A 17,478-nucleotide genomic window follows, 5' to 3' on the forward strand; every position below is an offset into this window, starting at 1 on the left:
TTGCCTTGAAAGGGCTTCTGCTTTCACATAAAATATGGGGCCGGTTGGTAGGATACTGTCTTTCACATATCCCAACGAACATTTCTCGGTAGGCTTCAGCGATCCATCCCTACTGTCCCCACAGGAATATGTCTACATGCGCCTTTTTTTCGTGTTTGCCCTACTCGCGTGTTTGGTCTGGTCTGAACCGGCGACGGCTCAGCTCGACACCAAACCCCTCATCGAGGATGTCGGGGTCGACGAGCAGTTGGGAGAACATGTCAATCTATCGCTGACGCTGACGGATCAACATGGCAAACAGGTACGGTTGTCGGAATATTTCGGGGATGGCAAGCCCGTGGTTCTGGCACCGGTCTATTATTCGTGCCCCCAGTTGTGCACCTTGGTGCTCAACGGTGTGCGCGACCTAATCGACGATTTGCCGTTGGAGCTGGGCGAAGATTACCGCGTCATCAACGTCAGCTTCGATCCCGAGAACACACCGGAACTGGCTGCGAGCAAGGCGGCCAACTACTACCAATCGACCAAAAATCCGACCACTTCCGCCGAAAACTGGCACTTTCTCACCGGAGAGGCGCCGGCGGTGGAAAATCTGATGAATCAGATCGGATTCCGCTACAAGAAGGTCGACGACCAGTACAGTCACACTAGTGTGATTGTTCTGCTGTCCCCGAAAGGCGTGATCACCCGGTATGTGTACGGGGTCACCTACCCGGCCAAAGACGTTCGGCTGGGTTTGGTGGAGGCCGCTGAGGGAAAGGTGGGCAGCACGATCGACAAGGTCTTGATTTATTGCTTCAAGTACGACCCCAAGGCGGGCAAATACGTGAAAGACGCCATGAATATGTTGCGCGCCGGCGGGGTGTTGACCCTGCTGGTCATGTTGGTGGCGGGATTTTTTCTTTGGAGAAGTGAGCTTTTTAACAGAACGGAGGCAGGCACGTGATTTCAGATGCTACCGAAGTTGCCGCTAGGGTGGATTTGGTCCAGATCTTCATCTTTTTGATGATGGCGTTCTGGTTCATCGCCTGTAACGCGGTGCTTGTGTACTTCATGTTGCGCTACCGGCGCAAGGGACCGGATGACGAGGTATCCGACATCAAAGGCAGCCACATGCTGGAAGTCGTTTGGACCGTCATTCCCATCATCCTCGTTTTCATTATTTTCTATGTCGGCGCAAATGTCTGGAAAGACTTGCGCACCCCGCCGGAAGACGCTTACGAAATCAGCGTCACCGCGCAGAAATGGTCTTGGTCGTTCAAGTACGATCACGGGGCCATCAAAGGTGGCGATCTGTTCGTGCCGCAAGGCGTACCCGTCAAGTTGAACATGATCTCCAACGACGTGATTCACAGCTTTTTCGTACCCGAGTTTCGCGTCAAGGAAGACGTGGTTCCGTCCATGTACACCAATGTCTGGTTTCAGGCGGAACACGCCGGTGTCTACAACATTTTTTGCACCGAGTACTGCGGCAAGGATCACTCCCACATGTTGGGCAAGGTCCACGTGTTGGACCCCGACACCTGGGAACACTGGGTAAACACGGGCTTGATGCCCGGTGAAAAACAATTGACGCCCGTCGAGGCGGGCGAAGCACTGTTCGTGGAGCGCGGCTGTAAGGGCTGCCACTCCATCGACGGAACCAAACTGGTTGGACCCTCCGTGTTGGACCTGATGGGTCGTGAGGAAATTCTCGAGGGCGGCGAACGTGTGACGGTTGATGACAACTACATCATGGATTCAATCAAGTATCCCGATCGCCAAATCGTCGCGGGTTATCCGAAAGGGCAGATGCCCTCTTTCGACGGACAGCTCACCAACGAAGATATTTCCAATATCATCACCTACTTGAAAACCATTTCCTCGGAATAAGGGAGGCGCACGGAAATGTCCCACGAGAATACTGAATATCGCCCCTACCTGGAACCAAAGGGGTTTTACGCCTGGTTCTGGACCGTTGACCACAAGCGCATCGGTCTCATGTACCTGTATGCCATCCTGTTTTTCTTCTTGCTTGCGGGTTTGTGCGCCCTCGGCGTTCGGGCGGAGCTGTTCTACCCCAAGACCCAGTTCGTAGACCACCACGGCTACAACGTGCTGTTCACCCTTCACGGCACCATGATGGTGTTTCTCTTCATCGTGCCCGGGATCCCCGCGACGCTCGGTAACTTCCTGCTGCCCCTGATGATCGGCGCCAAGGACGTTGCCTTTCCACGACTCAACATACTCAGTTTCTGGGTGTACCTGCTCGGCGCCGCGGTCGTCGTGTTCTCCCTGATCGGACCTCCGGGATCCGCTTGGCTGGACACGGGTTGGACCTTCTACACGCCCTATTCGATCGATTCGTCCACGGGCGTGATCCCGGTGACCCTGGGTGCCTTCATCCTCGGTTTCGCCTCGATCCTGACCGGCATGAACTTCATCGTCACGATTCACAAGATGCGCGCGCCCGGCATGACCTGGCACCGCATGCCGCTGTTCGTGTGGTCGCTCTACTCGTCTTCGCTGATCCAGGTCCTGGCCACGCCGGTCGTCGCCATCACCCTGGGTCTGCTCATCATGGAGCGTATGCTGGGCATCGGCTTCTTCGACGCCGGCCTGGGCGGTGACCCGATCCTCTTCGAAAACATGTTCTGGTTCTACTCCCACCCGGTCGTGTACATCATGATCCTGCCGGCCATGGGTGTCGTGGCCGAGATCCTGCCCGTCTTCGCCAAGAAGCCGATCTTCGGTTATCGCGCCATCGCCTATTCTTCGCTGGCCATCGCCCTGGTGAGTTTCTTCGTCTGGGGTCACCACCTGTTCGTATCCGGCATGTCCGAGTGGTCCCGCTGGATCTTCTCGCTGCTGACCTTCGCGGTCGCGATCCCCACGGCGATCAAGGTGTTCAACTGGATCGGCACGCTGTACAAGGGTTCGGTGCTGCTCGACTCGCCGATGCTGTACGCCTGCGGCTTCATCTTCCTGTTCACCATCGCCGGCCTGACCGGCCTGCCCCTGGCCACCCTGGCCACCGACGTCCACCTGCACGACACCTACTTCGTCGTCGCCCACTTCCACTACACCATGCAGGGCGGTACCGTGGTCGCGCTGGTCGGCGGTCTCCACTTCTGGTGGCCCAAGATGTACGGCCGCATGTACAACGAAACCATCGCCAAGGTCGGTTTCTGGACTCTGTTCGTCGGCTTCAACGCCACCTTCATCCCCCAGTTCGTGATGGGTTATCAGGGCATGCCCCGCCGTTACGCCGACTACCTGGGCGAGTTCCACGACATGCACTTCCTGTCTTCCGTGGGCTCGATGGTCAACGGTTTGGCCTACTTCCTGATCTTCGGCAACCTGATCTGGGCGGTCTACAAGGGCAAGCGCGCCGCCGCGAACCCCTACAACTCGCTGTCGCTCGAGTGGCAGACGCCGTCACCACCGCCGTTGACCAACTTCGACGAAGTGCCGACCGTAACCGACTGGACCTACGGCTACGGCAGCAAACAGGCATAAGGACGGGGGATTAATTACATGTTTGATCACAGTAAAGCGCCCGATGGGACTTTTTTCAACTTCCACAAAGAGCCGCCGGTCCGCGCCTACGAGTTCTTCAAGCTGGGCATGTGGATCTTCCTCGCTACCGAAGTTCTGTTCTTCGGCGGCCTGTTCGCGGCTTATTTCATCTTCAAATACACCTGGCCCGAGGTCTTCGCCAAGGGTTCTGCCGAATTGGACGTTGTCTACGGTGGAATCAACACCATTGTTCTGCTGGGGAGCTCCTACACGATGGCTTTGGCGGTGGATGCCGCCCAGCGCAAGCAAAAGAAACCGCTTTTCTGGTTTTTAGTTGCTACTTTCGGTGGAGCCTGCCTGTTTCTCGTCATCAAATATATCGAGTGGAAAGGCAAGATCGAGCACGGGTTCCTGCCCGGCACCGATCTGTTCTTCGGGGTCTACTTCATGACCACCGGGCTTCACCTGATTCACGTACTGATCGGGATGTATTTCATCGGCCTGTTGATCGTGCGCGCGAAAAAGGGACGCTACACCGACGAGGGCAGCAGCCACGCCGGCGTCGAAGTGGGTGGTCTGTACTGGCACTTGGTCGACATCATCTGGATCTTCCTGTTCCCGTTACTCTACTTGCTGGGAGGTAACCACTGATGGCACATCACGATCACCACGAAGAAGGCCACATGGGCCACATCCAGAGCAAGAAGGTATACCACGGCGTGATCTTGGCGTTGGTCGTTCTCACTGCGGTGACGGTCGCCGCGGCCCAGCTCGATCTGGGCGCCTTGGGTAACGACCTCCTGGCGGTCGCTATCGCTACCGTCAAAGCTTCTCTGGTCATCACCTTCTTCATGCACGGCAAGTACGAAGACAAGGTCACCTGGGCCTTCATCTGGTACCCCATCATCCTGTTGGCGACCCTGCTCGCGGCCCTGTTCATCGACTACGGCAACCGCGATTGGGACCTGTTCAAATACCGGGCGGCCAGTGTCACGGAGCAACACCATGGCGATGGACACGGAACGACGCCGGGTCAGGTGGAGCCCACAGCGCAGGGTACCGAAACCCATGGTGAGGAAGCCGATCACGGTGCGCCGGCCCACAAGGGTGACGGCGCCCATGGTGAGGAAGCCGGCCAGGGCGACGAAACCAAGCAAGATGACGGGCAACCGGCCGACGGCGACGACCACGGCCAGAACGACGGTGGCCACGAGTAGCGTGGCGGCCGCGATGTTCGCGCATTTGTCGAACCGAAAAGGGGAGGGCACCCGATTGCCTTCCCCGTTCACCGGAGGACTGCTGTTGTTGACGGCGGTCCTTTTTTCGTGCGGCCAGGCCAATCCGGCCCACCATCCCGCGCCCGAATCCTTCGCACGGATGACCAACGATTGGGACCAGCTCACCGGTGACGCCGAGTTGGGCCGCGTGCGGGCGCGCCAACTCTGCCTCGGTTGCCACGTGATCGAAGATGTGGGTAACCAGCTCTCCGATGCACCCACGTTCGAACAGGCCATGGCCGAAGCCTACATGGATCCCGCCTATCTGCGCATGTGGCTGTGGAATCCGCCGGCGGTCAAGGTGGGTACCCTGATGCCCGATTTGAGCCTGAAACCGGACGAGATCGAAAATATGGTCGCCTTTTTGGCGCGCTACCGGCCCCAACCCGCGTCGAACGACGTGCCGGTCGATCCCGAGACCCATGAGACCGGTTCGGAAACGCCCGCAAGGCAATAGCCTGCAGCCTGTGCGACGGTTCTCCGTCCTTTTTCGCGGTTTGCGCACATGTGGGTCTCGAAAAAAGTGAATGTCCCTCGGGGTGTGGGATTTGCGCCGAGCAGAGGTAAGCCCGTTTCGGGTATACTGTGTTCAGTTTTTCCCTGCATTCAAAACCGAGGTTCATGTCATGCCGTTGTTCAATGACAAGCCGTATACCTTCGATCGCGTGGTGCGCATCACCCTGACCCTGGCGGCCGGATACGGGATCTTCCTCCTGGTCAGCGCCGTTCAGGAAGTCTTGATACCCTTTGCGGTCGCGGCCCTTTTGGCCTATTTGATTCAACCGCTGGTGAACTTTCTGCAGAAAAAGGCGCGCATCCGAAATCGGCTCGCGGCGATCATCGCCAGCTTGGTCACCGTCGCCATCGCCCTGGCCATGCTCAGCATCACCATGATTCCCATGCTCGTCAAAGAGATTCGGCACGTGGGTCAGGTGGTGTCGAAAATGGCCAGCGACCACAAGGTCAAGGAAAAGGTCGAGCAATACCTGCCGGAGGATATCTCCGAGTACGTGGTCGAGTTGACCCAACGGGAAGAGGTTCAGGCCTTTTTCAATACCGATAAATTCGGTGAATTGGTGATCAACACGTTGCGCACCGTGATACCTGGCGTCTGGGGTTTGTTTTCCGGTGCCTTGGATGTGGTGATCGGCGTGGTCGGCCTGTTCATCGTGCTGCTATACCTGATATTCATCCTGCTCGATTACGAAACCATCATGGATGGCTGGAAGGACCTGTTGCCGCCGGCCTACAAGGACCTGGCGATCGAGGTCATCGAGGATTTCGCTTCGGCCATGCGCAAGTACTTTCGCGCCCAAGCCTCGATCGCCGGAATATGCGGGATCTTGTTCGCCATCGGATTTCAGATCATCGATCTTCCCCTGGGCATCCTGTTGGGGTTGTTCATCGGCGCCCTGAACATGGTGCCCTACCTGCAGGCGCTGGGACTGATACCCTGTGCCTTCTTCGCCCTGGTGCATTCGCTCGAGACGGGACGAAGTTTTTGGGTCATGATGGGGCTGGTGCTGATCGTGTTCGCCGTGGTGCAGTTGATTCAGGATGGGGTGCTGGTGCCCAAGATCATGGGCGACGTAACCGGCTTGAATCCCGCGATCATGCTGCTCAGCCTTTCGATTTGGGGCAAGCTACTGGGCTTTTTGGGCCTGATCATCGCCTTGCCGCTGACTTTCCTGGTGAGTTCCTATTACAAACGGTTCCTGGCCCACGCCAGCTCCCCCGACGACCCGAGCCCTGCCTGAGGGTTTTTCGCGTTCGCTTGGAGGGGGCTCTTTTCTTTCGTCTCCTCCGGTTTCCCGAGCGTCCAATCGACGACTCCACCCTCCCGGGCTCCGCTTGACACCGTCTGGTGCCGGCACTGGGTGATGGTAGGAGTCGATCAATACGGAACTCGATGTCCTTGCTTGGCATCGAGTGGCCACCGGGAATCTCCACCATGTCCAATGCTCGTTTTCTTTCGCGAAGGCACTGCCTGCTCTTCTGCCTGTTTTCGGTATCGGCGTTTCCGCTTTGGGCCCAGGATCGTATCGAAGTAATCGTGGAACGAAATCTATTCGATCCATTTCCTTTCGAGGAGGTCGAGGAGGAAGCCCCGCCGGAGGAAGTGATCCCCGTCGAAACGGCGCCCGTCGAGCTTTTCCTGGACGGGACCATGATCTTCAAGGACAAGCGCTACGCCATCATTCGCTATATGGCCGATCCCGAGCCTGCCGCCACGCCCGAGAAAACGCGGCTCGCCGATCCCAGAAGCAAGCGCAAGCCGGCTCGTCGCGGTCCCCAAATGAAAACGAAGATGATGAGCCTCAACGGCGAGTTGAAGGGCTATACCCTGACCAAGGTCGACATCAACAGTGCGACGCTGATGCGCGGCCCCGAACAGGTCAGGCTCGAGATGTTCAACGGCACCAAGCAGAATCGCGGCGGCAGCAAGAAGCTGTCGGCGAAGCCCGCGCCCAAAAAGGCCGGTAAGAAGGTCGCGAAGACGCCGAACGTCCGCGACAAGAATAGAAATGACAAAAGCAACCGGAGCGAAAGGGCCAAGAACCGAAAGGATCCGAAGAAGAGTCAGGGTCTGAAGCGCGGCAATGTCGACGTCAAGAACAGGAGCAACAAACCCACCCGTCGCAAGCCACCCATAGAGTTTTGATCGGTAGAGAGTCGAAATTCAGGTCATCCAGACTAAAAATTTGCCCTGGTTCAGGTCCGCCAGAAGCTGTGTTCGGATTTGGGGCTTGTTTCTTCGAGTGAGAGGATTACAATGTGTCCTCACGCGAGGAGGCAGGTTCTCTTATGGTCAGACGCTTTACGAAATTGGAAAACGGGATGTCGGTGGTCACCCAGGCCGTCGATCACGTGCAAACCGTTTCACTGGGAATCTGGTTGGCGAGAGGTTCCCGACACGAGACGCCTGCCGAAAACGGTCTCTGTCATTTTATCGAACACACGCTGTTCAAAGGCACACCCACGCGCAGTGCACGGGGCATCGCCGAGGCCATGGACGGTATCGGCGGCATCTTGGATGCCTACACGGCCAAGGAAGAGACCTGTTACTCCGTCAAGGTACGGGGTATCCATTTGAACGCGACGCTCGAGTTGCTGGCCGACATGCTGCAAAACCCGCTGTTCGAGCCGGACGAGCTGGATTTGGAACGGCGCGTCATTCTCGAGGAAATCAAGATGGGCGAGGACGATCCCGAGGATCGGGTGTTCGAGCGCTCGTTACGCCATTTTTGGGAGGGCCACCCCCTCGGCCAGCCGATCCTGGGTTCCCCGGAAACGGTTTGCGGCTTTTCGCGAGAGGACGTAGCCGATTTTCACCGAAACCATTATCTGCCTGAAAACATGATTGTTGCGGCAGCCGGGCTACTGGATCACGATCGCCTTTGTGATCAGTTGCAGCGCCTTTTTCCCGGCGGGGAGCCTTCGTCTCGGACGATGCGCCAGGACGTTCCGGTCCCCAAGCCGTTCCAGATGTTCCTGCCGGACAACAGCCTGGAGCAGGTCACCTTTTGCATCAATTTCGCGGGCCTTTCGCAAACCGATTCGCGCCGTCACGCACTGGGTGTGCTCAGTACCTTGTTGGGCGGCGGCATGAGTTCGCGCCTGTTTCAGAAGATTCGGGAAGAGCGTGGTCTGGCCTACTCGATCGGGGCGTTCACCAGCAATTACTCGGATTGCGGTTACTTTTCGATGTGCGGCGGCTGCAGCCCCCGAAATTTTGCCGAAGTGGTGGACCTGTGCCTGGCGGAGATCTTGGCGTTGAAGCGGTTCGGTATCGGGGTCGAAGAGTTGAATCGCGCCAAGGAACAGATGATCGGATCGCTCCTGATGAGCCTGGAGAGCACCTACAACCGTGCTTCGGCCCTGGCCCGGCACATGCTCCACGTCGGGCATGTCTATGACGAGTCGCGCTCGGTCGCCGCGATCGAAGCGGTGACTCGGGAAGACGTCGACGCACTCGTCGGGGAATTCCTGACCGATGCCAGCCTGGGTCTCGGCGCCACGGGTCAATTCGAGGCATTGGGCCGCGAGTGGTCCCTGGAACGGGCCGCCGCCATTTCGTCCTGAGTGACCCGGCCAACATCGGTTCCACCAATCATAGATTCCCATTCGGGAGGTATCGAATGACCCTGACGTTGCCCATCGTCGCCCTGCCCCACCACGAGGGCCTGCCCTTGCCGAGTTACGAAACCGAAGGGGCTGCCGGCATGGACCTGCGCTGTGCCGCCGAGGAACCCATCCTGTTGGCACCGATGGCGCGCATGGCCGTGCCCACCGGTATTTGCGTCGCCATTCCCGTCGGCTACGAAGGTCAGGTGCGTCCGCGTTCCGGCCTCGCCGTTCGCCTGGGTTTGGGTATCATCAACAGTCCCGGCACCATCGATGCCGATTATCGCGGGGAGATCAAGGTGCCCTTGATCAATCTGGGGCAGGAAACGCTGGAGCTCACGCGCGGGATGCGGATCGCTCAGTTGGTGATCGCCCCGGTCGCACGCATCGCCTGGCAGCCCGTACCGACCTTGGACGGGTCGGCTCGAGGAGCGGGGGGATTCGGTCATACCGGTACCCACTGACCGTTACCGGATGAGTGGATTAGGGGTCTCGTTGACCCGAAAAAGACCATTTTTTAGGGTGTTGTGCGGATTGGGCTTGGCGTGATTAAGTTGTATGAAATGAGATGTTTGCGTGTTTCATATGAGACGAATGTGAGCCCTGTGTGAGGCTTTATCGGGCCCTTCACCTCCCGGATTAATCATGGACGCGAGCCCGCAAATAGTTTACCCTTGTCTCGTGTCGACGGCCGGAATCTCTGGAGGCATCCCGGCTGTTCAAAACCATGGTCGCGTGAGAGCCCCCGCAGAAACCTCCTTTTTAGGAACGATTTTCAAGGAGTTGCGCATGGAACTGAACGATCAAATGAAAACACTACTCAAAGACTTGAGCGTTGCCCTCCACCATGCGTTAACCAAAGATCAGAACATCAAGCAGGTCACCGACAAAATCAAGGGGAACGGGTACGACATCTACCTGATCATGGAAGCCAACATCGCCCTGGACAAGAGGGAAGAAGAGGGCGAGGGCACGCTTTTCCTGGGAACACCGGAAGAGCGATACGAGATGGAAGACCATCAATTCAACAAATACGATCGCGACTTTTTGGCGAGTATGAAAATCAGAGTCGATGAGTTCGAGGCCATCGACGAAGTAGAAGATGATTGTGACGGCGACGAAAGTGACACCGGCGAAGACGACGTCGAATAAGGAAAACCTTTTCGGGAAATCGGCAAAAGAAATTCGTCAGCGATTGCAGGCCATCGGTGAGCCGGCCTACCGCGAAAAACAGATTCGCGATTGGATTTACGTCAAGCGCGTTCTCGACTTTGCGGGCATGACCAATCTCTCCAAGGCGTTGCGAGCCAAGTTGGCCGACGCCTTCGTGATCGAGCCGCCCGCGACCTACCACAAACACCAGTCCAAAGACGGTTCCGTCAAGTACGTGTTCCACTTGGAAGCCGGTGGCGAGGTGGAGGCCGTCTACATGCCGATGACCAAGGGCGTCACCATGTGCCTGTCCAGCCAGGTGGGATGTGCCCAGGCCTGCAGCTTTTGCATGACGGCGCAAATGGGCTTCATTCGCAACCTCAGTCCCGGTGAAATCGTGGGCCAGGCCTTTGCGATCGCGCACGACCAGCAGCTCGAGGATCCATTCAACATCGTGATGATGGGTATGGGCGAGCCTTTGTTGAACCTCAACAACCTGATGAAGGCGATCGACCTTTTCACCGATGATTTGGGTTTCGGCCTGTCGCCCCGGCGCATTACCGTTTCCACCTCCGGGCATGTCCGCAATTTGTTGAAGCTGGGGCAGTACCCCAAGCTTCCTCGCATCGCCGTCTCGCTGAACGCCAGCACGGACGAGCAGCGCAACCAACTCATGCCGGTCAACCTTCGTTGGAACATCGCCGAACTGATCGATGCCTGCAAGCAGTTGCCGATTCCGCCGCGCGAGCGCGTGACGCTGGAATACGTGTTGATCAAGGACCTCAACGATACGCCGGCCGACGCCAAACGGCTCGTGCGGCTGGTGGCCAACCTGCGCTGTAAGATCAATTTGATCCCGTTCAACGAGACCGAGGGACTGTCCTACCGCCAACCCTCGCTCCAGGTGATCGAGGCCTTTCAGGCCATTCTCAATCGATCGCAGATCCGCAACACGGTTCGCTGGTCGAAAGGTCGCGATATCGGTGCCGCTTGCGGGCAATTGGCCACGCCGATCACCAAACGAGGTGCCGATCTGCGCCTCAAGTCCGGCGCGCCGTCGCGAAAAGCGGGTTCGGCGGGGTGAGTGGGGTGCACTTCGCGGCGGAGGCGTTCGATGTTTGTGCGAATGGCTCGGCCGGTCCGCGGTTGGCCTTTCCATGACATGGAAAATCGTTTATGCTTCATGCTTGTTTTGAAAATTCTTCAGGGCGAGAAATCGCATACCCACGGGTTCTGGCATGTTAGTTCGTCTAAATTTATCGACTGTCACCAGTGTTTGGCCTGCCTCATGGGATCGTATTTTACCTGGAGATTGCCTGGCATACGGCGGTTGGAGTATGGTCTCCACGTGGACTCGTGCGCGTGCAGCGTTCCGTCTCTCGCGGCTCGTGCCGCTCGTTGTGGGGGAAATTAGGAGGTAATGTCGATGGAAAACGAAATGACTTTGGACGACCTGACTTGTGAATGGGAGCAGGATGGCGAGCTGGTCGTCGAGCAATTGGACAAATGCGTGCTCTCCAAAGGTGCATGGTCCACCATTATGTTTTTGTACCGCGAAAAGAAAACGGACGGAAGTTGGGGTGATCCCAAGGTCCGCGTGCAGCGTTACCAGAAATCGCGCGGCCGTTATATGAGCAAGAGTAAATTCAACATCAGTTCCAAGAAGCAGGCGCGTGCCATCGTCAAGCAGTTGGTCGATTGGTTCCCCGAGGAGTCGGAAGCGTCTTGAAGTCTCAGATCATCCAGAGTCGCGCCAATCCCCGTTACAAGCACCTGAAGCAACTTGCCCAGGCGGGATTCGGCAGCGACCTGATCGTGGTGGAAGGTCTGAAACTGATTCGTGAGGCGGTGGCCGCCGGTGTCTCCTTCGAAAGCGTTTGGGAGATCGAGGCCGACGCGCTGAACATTGCCTGCCCCCGATTTCGATTGGGGGCGGAAATGTACCGGCAGGCTTCGCCCACGCGATCCGGCAATGCCCCCTTGGCGGTGGTGCGGTGTCCGTCTTTGAATCGAGGCGAGATGCCGGCGCCAGGACGCGTGTTATTGCTGGATGCCGTTCAGGAGCCCGGCAATGCGGGGGCGCTGGTGCGTGCGGCGGCGGCCTTCGGTTTTTCCGCGGTGGTTTGGTTGAAGCCCTGTGTCTTTCCCTTTCACCACGCCTGCATCCGCGCTTCGGCGGGCACCGTCTTTCGGGTGAAACACTACCTGTGGGAGGATGCCGGTCCCCTGGCGTCCGCGGAGATGCCGGTGTTCGGCGCCGATGGTCACGGCGAGGTCGGCTTGAAGGACGTCACGTGGCCGCAGCATCTCGTGCTCGCCATGGGCAATGAAGGGCACGGGCTTCGTGCCGAAGTGAAGGCGCACCTCACCCAACGCGTCGCGATACCCATCGCGCCCGGCGTCGAAAGCCTCAATGTGGCCGGCGCGGCGCATATTCTGATGTACCATATCGCCGAGCGGCATCTCTGAACCACCCGGCGAAATGGTGGTGATTGGATCCCGGATGTTTTCACGTTGCTCTGGTTGATGGGTGAACGGATACCCGAGCGAGGAAGGGACGCCATCGTCGCGGGCGTGCTTGGACATGCGCCTGGACCGTAAACCCCGGCATCTCTGGTATGCCGGGTTTTACAGTGAATTGGATGTCTCGTGCGGCGCGATCTGGAAAATCAATCCAAAACCCGCATCTCGATGCCGGGTTTGAATTTCACCGTATAGGTTTCCGGGATTTCAATGGTTTTTGCGCGTTGGATATCCCGGCCGACGCTTTTTTTGCGCAGTTTCTTTTGGAAGACACCGAATCCACGAATTTCAATGCGCTCTCCGCGCACCAGTGAATCTTTCATTTCGTCCAAGATGACATCCACGGCTTTAAGGGCAACCACTCTGGGTATGTCGACCCTTTCGGTAATGCGTTCTGCAATGTCGATCTTAATCATTCGGTAAACCTCCAGGAAAGACCTCGTTTTGGTCTTATCGTCTGGTAACTCTATTAGTTGATCCCATTTACCATTTTTTTGCGAGAAAAGAACACCGTGTATCGCGATTTGTTCCGACACAGGCATCCTCGGCACTCGCGAAGTGCTGATTTTCGCAACCTAAAATGGTAAGAGGGGAGCCATTCGTCTAGTTATAACATACTTTTGGCTTTTTCATGAAAATCGTGAGGCATCGGTGGAACTTTTGGCATGGGGTTCCGGGCCCGTTTTTAGGGGATCTTGCGCGACCGACCCCGATGCGGGAGATTGGTTTTTTGATCGCGTTAATTTGAATCGGGGAATTGTTCAAGTGGCGGTATATTGAATCTGGTGCCGGGTTCCGAGCCGGCACGCGCTCCTTTGGGTCCCTCGGATTCGTTTCGAAAACCCGCGATTTCCGGGCCCTGGCCTGGGTAGTGGCCATCCGGAGCCGCGCTTTTTTGAAATGATGCCACCGACTGGCCGGTTTTCGACCATACCGGTATCCACAGCCAGGCATCGGGTGTCGGCTAATTTCCTTTGAACAAGTGCCTTGCTGGGGCTTGCCGCCTGAGGCCGGATACCGTGCCCATTCTGGTGGTCGCGATCCTTTCGTTTCTGGATGGGCACTGGGTAGAATGAAAGGGTGGGCGGCGTCCAAGAAAAAGTGGCGTTTTCCCTGCGTTCCAGTTTAGTATGCTGCGGTCGTGTTCCTTCGCCCCGAGATGTTCGGCGCCTTTGCTTCCGCTCGAAGCGGCCCGACGGGGGCGGTGAATGCCTCCGCGATTTTTTCGAACACAGTTTGATGTAAACACAAGGAGTTGTCCATGAAACCGTCGCGATATGAAGAAGCAGGGGTCTCCATCGATGCCCAGGATCGCGCCATCGCCCAGATCAAGAGCCATGTGAACAGCACGCAAACGGATCGCGTGCTCTCGGATATCGGCAGCTTCGGCGGTCTTTTGGATATTCGCTTTCCCGAAATGCAATACCCCGTACTGGTTTCTTCGGCCGATGGTGTGGGCACCAAACTGAAAATCGCCTTCGATGCGGACCGCCACGACACGGTCGGGCAGTGTCTCGTCAACCACTGCATCGACGATATTCTGGTTCAAGGTGCGCGACCGCTGTTTTTCATGGACTACGTGGCAACCGGGAAGCTGCGTCCGGACGTGGTCGCCGACGTGGTCGCGGGCATGGCCGTCGCCTGCCGCGAATCGGGTCTGGCGATCCTGGGTGGCGAGATGGCGGAAATGCCGGGTTTCTACAACGCCGGTGAATACGATGTGGCCGGCTTCATCGTCGGTGTGGTCGACAAAGCCAAGCTGTTGGGTGCCGATCGCGTGCGCAAGGGGCAGAAGCTGATCGGCCTGGCCAGCACCGGCCTACACACCAACGGTTACTCGCTTGCCCGCAAAATCATTTTCGAAGAGTGCGGCCTGAAGCTCGACGATCTCGTGCCCGGAACCGAGGCGCGCGTCGACGATGCGCTCCTGGCGGTGCACCGCTCCTACTTCAAGGCTTTGGAGCCGCATCTCGAAGTCGACCGCATTCAGGCCATGGCCCACATCACCGGCGGCGGTTTCCTCGACAACCTGCCCCGCGTCCTACCGGCCGACCTGGATGCGAGCATCGATACCGGCGCCTACGAAGTGCCGCCCTTGTTCCGGTTCCTGGTCGAACGCGGCGGCGTGGAGCGCGAGGAAGCCTATCGCGTGTTCAACATGGGGATCGGCATGATCCTGGTGGTCGACGAAGCCCAGCAGGAAGCCCTGATGGCCGATCTGGAACAGGCCGGCATGGCGCCCTGTGCCTTGGGCGACATCGTCGCGGGTGAAGGCAAAGTCCAACTTCGTTGATCGCGGCGATGCTCGGGGCCGGATGCCGATGCGTCCGGCCGCGGGCGGATTCAGCTTCGAGGCGAGATGATCGAGCGACCCGCTTCGAAACGGATTCGATCCTCCGCGAAGAGGGTGATCGCTTCCGGCAGGGCTTCGCACTCGAGCTCGAAGACCTTGCGGCGAATGTCCTCGGGGCTGTCCTGGTCGTGGATGGTGCAGCTCTTCTGCACGATGATCGGGCCCTCGTCGTAGTGTTCGTTGACCAGGTGGACGGTGCAACCGCTGATTTTACAAGAGCGCTCCCACACGGCCTGGTGGACGCGATTGCCGTAAAAACCCTTGCCGCAAAACGCCGGAATCAGCGCCGGATGAATGTTGATGCAGCGCTGCGCGAAGGGGCCGCTGGGCAGGTAGATCTTGAGAAAGCCGGCCAAGACCGCAAGCTCGGCACCGTGGTCGCTGAGGATTTTCGTGATCGCCGCGCTGAAACCGGCATCGTCCTCGTATTTCGAGCGCGCCACCGCGAAGGTCGGGTAACCCAGATCCCGGGCCCGGGTGACGCCGGCCACTTTGCGGCGCGAACTGACGACGCAGGCGATTTCCGCGTTCAGGCGTCCCGATTGAATGTGTTCGTGTAGATTGAGAAACGTAGTTCCGCCGCCTGAGATCAGGACTCCCAGTCGCAATGTCGCGTTCATGTTGGCGCCTCGTGGTGATCATTCACTTTGGTGCAGGAGCGAGATGTCGATGCCCGCGCGCTTCAGCAGTTTATAGAAAAGCGTGCGGTTGATGCCGGCGAGCTCCGCGGCCTTGCGGGCCGACCCGCCGCTCTCGCGCAACAGCCCGAGCAGGAATCGGCGGTCCAGGTCGCGCTGGTAGCTCATGGACACGATCTCCACCTCTTTCTTGAGCCGCTTAAGCGTATCCCGATCTTGCGGGACAAAACCATCGAATTTTTCAAAAGGATGGTGGCGGAAGTCTTCGCTGGAAGCCTTTTTGTTGGTGGCCTGCAGCACGTCCTCGGGCAGGTCCTCGATTCCGATCACCGGCTTTTGGGTCATCACCACGGTCCGGTGGATGATGTTGTCCAATTCGCGCACGTTGCCGGGGAAACGGTAACGCTCGAGGGCTTCGAACACCGCTTCGTCCACCTTGCGGCGACTGGCGCGGCTCTTTTTGATGTATTTGGCAAAAAACTTTTCGCTGAGCAGGCGGATGTCTCCGCCGCGGTTGCGCAGGGGAGGGATGGCGATCGGGATGACGTGAATGCGGTAGAACAGGTCTTCGCGGAAAGTGCCCTCGGCGACCATTTGTTTCAAGTCGCGGTGCGTGGCGACCACGATGCGCGCATCCGAGCCGATGGCCTGGTTGCCGCCCACCCGGTTGAACTTCTTCTCCTGCAGGTAACGCAGCAGCTTGGCCTGAAAGGCCAGTGGCATTTCGCCGATTTCGTCGAGGAACAGGGTGCCGCCGTTGGCCTGCTCCACTTTGCCGATCTTGCGATAGTAGGCGCCCGTGAAGGCTCCCTTTTCGTGACCGAACATCTCCGATTCGATCAGTTCGTGGGGAATGGCCGAGCAGTTGATGGGGATGAAGGGGCCCGTGGCGCGCTTGCTCATTTTATGTAGATGTCGGGCGAACAGCTCCTTGCCGGTGCCGCTCTCTCCGCTGAGGTAGACACTCGCTTCGGAGACGGCCGCCTGGCGCAGGCTCTCCAAGGCGCGCAGGAAATCCGTGTCTCGTCCGAACAGCTCGCCGCTGTCGTCTTTGGTGTCCTGTTGGCCGAGGATTTCGACGACGCGCACCGGATTCAAGTTGGGCAACCGGCAGTCCAGGGTCAATCGGAGCAGGTGCTCGTTTTCTTTCAATAGATGTAGCCGGACGCGATCGACGAGCGGTGCGGGCCGGCGCGTCAGAAAGCGCAGCACGAGGCCCGTGCGCGCCGGTCGATCGAGGCGAATCCACAGGTTTTGGCGCCATTCGGGATCCTCGCCGATGTGAATGCCGTCCTGGCACTGGCCGGGCAGGTGGTATTCCTGGATGTCCTCTTCCGCTTCCAGCGGGTGGACCTTGGTCAGGGTGCCTTCCCCGTTCTCCTGAAAGACTTGGACCTGTTCGGCGTTCGCGAAGCGGCACAGCCACTGGCTCATGGTGTCCCAGAAGTACCAGTGGCGGTCTTCGGCGTGGTCGCGCAGGAGACTTACCCTCTGGAGCAGGTCGTGAAAGACCAGTTTGTTTTGAATGTCTTCCAATCGATGGCGTTGGGAGCTCACCGGATTCAGGACTTCTTTGGAAAAACTGGGGGGGAGCAGTTGGTCGTCTACGAGGACCAGGCTATCTACGAGCGTCTTGATACTGTTCAACAATTGCATGTCATCCGCCGGCACAACGAGTCACCTCATCGAGTCATCAATTTGGGTCCCCAAAAATGTGAAAGTCAAACGCATCCCGAACATCGGTGAGATACCATCCATCAACGCGCGTCGCCCCGGGAGCCGGCGCGGGTTGTGGGGATCTGAAACAAAGAAGGGCAGGCAACTCGATCCAAACACTGAATCGCTCTCTGGAAATCGCGCGCGATGACGGCGGGCGACCTTTCGAGGAGATCGCGCCATACACATCCACCCG

General features: G+C 58.1%; 18 protein-coding genes. 15 read left to right on the plus strand and 3 right to left on the minus strand.

Going from position 1 to position 17,478, the window contains the following annotated elements; translation table 11 throughout:
* Nucleotides 1-136 precede the first annotated feature (136 nt).
* From J3U87_RS20240 to J3U87_RS20305, 14 genes are all read left to right on the plus strand, one after another.
* Nucleotides 137-946, plus strand: a complete 810-nt coding sequence (locus tag J3U87_RS20240) for an SCO family protein (protein ID WP_237377593.1) — start codon at nucleotides 137-139, stop codon at nucleotides 944-946.
* Nucleotides 943-1,872 (plus strand): cytochrome c oxidase subunit II, encoded by a 930-nt coding sequence (coxB, locus tag J3U87_RS20245; protein WP_237377594.1) that lies wholly within the window; start codon nucleotides 943-945, stop codon nucleotides 1,870-1,872. The genes J3U87_RS20240 and coxB overlap by 4 nt, the downstream gene beginning before the upstream one ends.
* Nucleotides 1,873-1,887: 15 nt before the next feature.
* Nucleotides 1,888-3,498 carry a cytochrome c oxidase subunit I gene (locus tag J3U87_RS20250; protein WP_237377595.1) on the plus strand — a complete coding sequence of 537 codons (1,611 nt, stop codon included), beginning with the start codon at nucleotides 1,888-1,890 and terminating at the stop codon, nucleotides 3,496-3,498.
* A gap of 18 nt (nucleotides 3,499-3,516) precedes the next feature.
* The gene (locus J3U87_RS20255) at nucleotides 3,517-4,149 is read left to right on the plus strand and encodes a cytochrome c oxidase subunit 3 family protein (protein WP_237377596.1); all 633 of its coding nucleotides are present in this window, start codon (nucleotides 3,517-3,519) and stop codon (nucleotides 4,147-4,149) included.
* Entirely contained in the window at nucleotides 4,149-4,715 is a 567-nt protein-coding gene (locus tag J3U87_RS20260; RefSeq protein ID WP_237377597.1) for a cytochrome C oxidase subunit IV family protein, read from the plus strand. Before J3U87_RS20255 ends, J3U87_RS20260 begins: the two co-directional genes overlap by 1 nt.
* 55 nt (nucleotides 4,716-4,770) lie before the next feature.
* Nucleotides 4,771-5,232, plus strand: a complete 462-nt coding sequence (locus J3U87_RS20265; protein WP_237377598.1) for a c-type cytochrome — start codon at nucleotides 4,771-4,773, stop codon at nucleotides 5,230-5,232.
* A 169-nt stretch (nucleotides 5,233-5,401) separates the two neighbouring features.
* Nucleotides 5,402-6,532, plus strand: a complete 1,131-nt coding sequence (locus J3U87_RS20270) for an AI-2E family transporter (protein WP_237377599.1) — start codon at nucleotides 5,402-5,404, stop codon at nucleotides 6,530-6,532.
* 194 nt (nucleotides 6,533-6,726) lie between these two features.
* On the plus strand, nucleotides 6,727-7,437 hold the full coding sequence (locus J3U87_RS20275) for a hypothetical protein (RefSeq protein ID WP_237377600.1): 711 nt from the start codon (nucleotides 6,727-6,729) through the stop codon (nucleotides 7,435-7,437).
* A 143-nt stretch (nucleotides 7,438-7,580) separates the two neighbouring features.
* Complete coding sequence (locus J3U87_RS20280; RefSeq protein ID WP_237377601.1) at nucleotides 7,581-8,858, plus strand: M16 family metallopeptidase; 1,278 nt, start codon at nucleotides 7,581-7,583, stop codon at nucleotides 8,856-8,858.
* A 56-nt stretch (nucleotides 8,859-8,914) separates the two neighbouring features.
* Entirely contained in the window at nucleotides 8,915-9,364 is a 450-nt protein-coding gene (gene dut, locus J3U87_RS20285) for a dUTP diphosphatase (protein ID WP_237377602.1), read from the plus strand.
* 325 nt (nucleotides 9,365-9,689) lie between these two features.
* Nucleotides 9,690-10,052: a hypothetical protein gene (locus tag J3U87_RS20290; RefSeq protein ID WP_237377603.1), complete on the plus strand. Its 363-nt coding sequence runs from the start codon at nucleotides 9,690-9,692 to the stop codon at nucleotides 10,050-10,052.
* Entirely contained in the window at nucleotides 10,003-11,136 is a 1,134-nt protein-coding gene (rlmN, locus tag J3U87_RS20295; protein WP_337249537.1) for a dual-specificity RNA methyltransferase RlmN, read from the plus strand. The genes J3U87_RS20290 and rlmN overlap by 50 nt, the downstream gene beginning before the upstream one ends.
* A gap of 342 nt (nucleotides 11,137-11,478) precedes the next feature.
* A complete protein-coding gene (locus J3U87_RS20300; protein WP_237377605.1) occupies nucleotides 11,479-11,781 on the plus strand; it encodes a hypothetical protein in 303 nt (100 codons plus the stop codon).
* A complete protein-coding gene (locus J3U87_RS20305; RefSeq protein ID WP_237377606.1) occupies nucleotides 11,778-12,521 on the plus strand; it encodes a TrmH family RNA methyltransferase in 744 nt (247 codons plus the stop codon). The genes J3U87_RS20300 and J3U87_RS20305 overlap by 4 nt, the downstream gene beginning before the upstream one ends.
* A gap of 200 nt (nucleotides 12,522-12,721) precedes the next feature.
* On the opposite strand, the gene J3U87_RS20310 is transcribed toward J3U87_RS20305, so the two are convergent.
* Nucleotides 12,722-12,991 carry an HU family DNA-binding protein gene (locus J3U87_RS20310; protein WP_237377607.1) on the minus strand — a complete coding sequence of 90 codons (270 nt, stop codon included), beginning with the start codon at nucleotides 12,989-12,991 and terminating at the stop codon, nucleotides 12,722-12,724.
* A gap of 845 nt (nucleotides 12,992-13,836) precedes the next feature.
* Between J3U87_RS20310 and purM the strand changes: the two genes are divergently transcribed.
* A complete protein-coding gene (purM, locus tag J3U87_RS20315) occupies nucleotides 13,837-14,868 on the plus strand; it encodes a phosphoribosylformylglycinamidine cyclo-ligase (RefSeq protein ID WP_237377608.1) in 1,032 nt (343 codons plus the stop codon).
* A gap of 50 nt (nucleotides 14,869-14,918) precedes the next feature.
* Here purM and purN read toward each other — a convergent pair whose 3' ends face one another.
* Together purN and J3U87_RS20325 are read right to left on the minus strand one after the other, a co-directional pair.
* Nucleotides 14,919-15,548 (minus strand): phosphoribosylglycinamide formyltransferase, encoded by a 630-nt coding sequence (gene purN / locus J3U87_RS20320; RefSeq protein WP_237377609.1) that lies wholly within the window; start codon nucleotides 15,546-15,548, stop codon nucleotides 14,919-14,921.
* 18 nt (nucleotides 15,549-15,566) lie between these two features.
* Nucleotides 15,567-17,222, minus strand: coding sequence for a sigma-54 interaction domain-containing protein (locus J3U87_RS20325; protein ID WP_237377610.1), 1,656 nt, complete (start codon nucleotides 17,220-17,222; stop codon nucleotides 15,567-15,569).
* Nucleotides 17,223-17,478: the final 256 nt, after the last annotated feature.

The sequence above is a fragment of the Sulfidibacter corallicola genome (assembly GCF_017498545.1).
Classification (GTDB): Bacteria; Acidobacteriota; Holophagae; order Acanthopleuribacterales; family Acanthopleuribacteraceae; genus Sulfidibacter; species Sulfidibacter corallicola.